Genomic DNA, 2,503 nt, shown 5'->3' with positions numbered 1-2,503 from the left:
GATTATTGTCAGTACGCTTCGATAACATCCTAAATTTCCCCCGTTAACCAAGAATTCTATCCCTATTATACAAAAAAAACCTGTAGATTTGGCCACTAGTTAGGGACTTTGTCTACAAGCTGCAATATTGCGTAACAATATTTTGGACTTTTCATATACTTTTAGCTCAACTCGATTCGAGTTTAATAAATGAGCAATTTGTATAGTACATTCTTTATGTGGTGCAGTGTGATTTCGTATATATTGCAATAAAGCCATAAGCTCCCAGTCTTTTTCGAGACTGAGTACTTCTAACTGAACTGGATAATCAAAACTTGGAATCGAATAATCCGTTGGAACAAAATCAAGAGTGCCGTTTCCAAGCCCTAACTTTTTATCCGAGGCTATATAATAATAATGTGTCATTTTTTCCCACTCCAAAATTATACATGGCTGTTAAAATACTCTTCTTTAGTTAAAGAATAGTATAAACTAGTTACTTCTTTGTTACCTAATCGCTTCAAAATATTCTTCTTTTTAAATCGATATTGAAACCCGCATTTTTCACACACTCTTTTAGAATTATAATTGAAATCAAAATGACCACACCAAATTATGTCTAAATCTAATTTTTCAAAACCATATTGAATCACACGATTAACGGCTTCTGGAATCATGCCTCTTCCCCAGTAGTCTGGATTTAATACATACCCGATTTCCTTTTGTTTTAAATCTACTAAACTCTTATCAGGTTGACGATCATGGAGACCGACACTACCAATCACTTTATTTTCTTCTTTCAAAACGACAGCATATGTATCATTTTCTTCGATAAATAATTTGATAACTTCTTTACTTTCGTCTTCACTATTGTGAGGTGCCCATCCTGCATTTGGGCCAACTAACTCACTTTTCGCATATTCATATAAATCTTTACTATCCGATTCTTTCCATTGACGTAATATTAATCGTTCAGAAAATAATGTCTCCATTTAATTCACCTCAAATTATGCATTATTATTACTTGGTTACCCTTTTTACAAAATACGCCGAATCATTTAGATGTTTGAATCCATTTTTTTTATAAAAATTATATGCTGGCACATCCAAATCAGTTATTAAAGTAATAAATTGGAACTCATTTTTATTTAAAAATTCATCCATTAAAGATATAAAACGACTACCTATACCTTTATTTTGATAATTTCTTGCGATAAAAAATTCTTTAATATAATATTCCTTACCTTCCCACCAGTTAAAAACATAACCAAGGGAACAACCAACTATCTCATCGTTATCATTATACAGGGCTAAAGAAAGCGAATTATTATTATCCGTCAAATCTTTCATATATAAATCTAATTGCTCCTCATTCCACTGATCGAACCATGGTTCATTTGAAAAGACATCAAAAAAAAGTTCTTTCATTTTTTTGTAATCATCTTTTTCTAATATACGAACGTTCATAAGAACCCCCCAATGTCAAAATAGTATATGACAGCTACTTTTTACTATAATACCATTTTTTAGTACAATTAAATGAGTTAAATAAAGAGGTGTATGAAATGAAAAATGAATTTGGTACATTACATAATGTAACTGGTCGTTATGCTTTACAATTCGAGCGAAGTTTTTCTAAAAGTAAAAAAAGAAGTATTCCAAGTACTGACAAATGCTCATTCCTTTAGCAAATTTGTATCCTTTCGCAACTGGGGAAATGGTACTAAAAATTGGCGGGAAAATTCATTTGGATGATCGAGAAGGAACTACATATTCTGGAATTATTACAGAATTAAAAGAACCAACTGTTTTTGCATTTCAAGAAGTTGACGATTTGCTTCATAATTTTATTGGAAGATGAAAATGGATGTCGAATGGTGTTCACACATACTTTTGACGATAATTCATGGGCGGTACATACTGCAGCCGGATGGCATCGTTGTCTCGATGTGTTTGGCCAAATTGTGAATGGCGAACCAATTGAATGGAAAGACATTGCAGCACAGCTACGTGAAATCTATAGTGAAACATTCAATATGAATGAACGGTAAAAGAATTTAAACTACAGTTATGTCCCTTAAATTTTTCAGCAAATCAAACTTCTATAAAACAAAAAATTCCCACTTCTATTCTGTAAGAAGGGAATTTATAAGTATGAGAAAAATAATATAGCAAGTTAAAACGAGCTAAATACTTGACAAAATAATTTATTTTTGCTATAATTTACAAAAATTAAAATTGTGTGTAAAATAGGATTTACCTGACCAGGTGAATCCTATTTTTTGTGTGCGCCCGGCATGTACATGAACTATAGGGTGTAAGTCCCGAACCCCGAAGACAGAAGTAGAGGTTAGCCAAGAGCAAGGGTGTCCGTGGTGACGCGGAATCTGAAGGAAGCTGGAGGCAAAACACCGGTCCGAGGAACACGAACCTCATATAAGGCTAGATATGATTGAGTGAGTTTGCATAACAAAACAAAGCTCTTTCTGTCGAAGGTCATATCGAGTAAATGAGGCGGATAGAT

At 33.0% G+C, this 2,503-nt stretch carries 5 protein-coding genes; 2 read left to right on the top strand and 3 right to left on the bottom strand.

Annotation, left to right across the window (positions count from 1 at the left end; genetic code table 11):
• Positions 1-99: 99 nt before the first annotated feature.
• Genes AC3ASS_RS13990 through AC3ASS_RS13980 form a run of 3 tightly spaced genes read right to left on the bottom strand, consistent with a single transcriptional unit; the run spans position 100 to position 1,446 of the window.
• Positions 100-405 carry a hypothetical protein gene (locus tag AC3ASS_RS13990; RefSeq protein ID WP_488284123.1) on the bottom strand — a complete coding sequence of 102 codons (306 nt, stop codon included), beginning with the start codon at positions 403-405 and terminating at the stop codon, positions 100-102.
• A gap of 17 nt (positions 406-422) precedes the next feature.
• Positions 423-971: a GNAT family N-acetyltransferase gene (locus AC3ASS_RS13985; RefSeq protein WP_263062425.1), complete on the bottom strand. Its 549-nt coding sequence runs from the start codon at positions 969-971 to the stop codon at positions 423-425.
• A gap of 28 nt (positions 972-999) precedes the next feature.
• Positions 1,000-1,446: a GNAT family N-acetyltransferase gene (locus tag AC3ASS_RS13980; protein WP_488284122.1), complete on the bottom strand. Its 447-nt coding sequence runs from the start codon at positions 1,444-1,446 to the stop codon at positions 1,000-1,002.
• A 250-nt stretch (positions 1,447-1,696) separates the two neighbouring features.
• Between AC3ASS_RS13980 and AC3ASS_RS13975 the strand changes: the two genes are divergently transcribed.
• Both AC3ASS_RS13975 and AC3ASS_RS13970 read left to right on the top strand, forming a co-directional pair.
• Positions 1,697-1,840 carry a hypothetical protein gene (locus tag AC3ASS_RS13975; protein ID WP_488284121.1) on the top strand — a complete coding sequence of 48 codons (144 nt, stop codon included), beginning with the start codon at positions 1,697-1,699 and terminating at the stop codon, positions 1,838-1,840.
• A gap of 16 nt (positions 1,841-1,856) precedes the next feature.
• A complete protein-coding gene (locus AC3ASS_RS13970; RefSeq protein WP_488284120.1) occupies positions 1,857-2,030 on the top strand; it encodes a hypothetical protein in 174 nt (57 codons plus the stop codon).
• The last annotated feature ends 473 nt before the right edge of the window (positions 2,031-2,503 follow it).

The organism is Bacillus sp. JST-5 (assembly GCF_057747715.1).
This window is presented reverse-complemented; position numbering and strand designations above follow the sequence as displayed.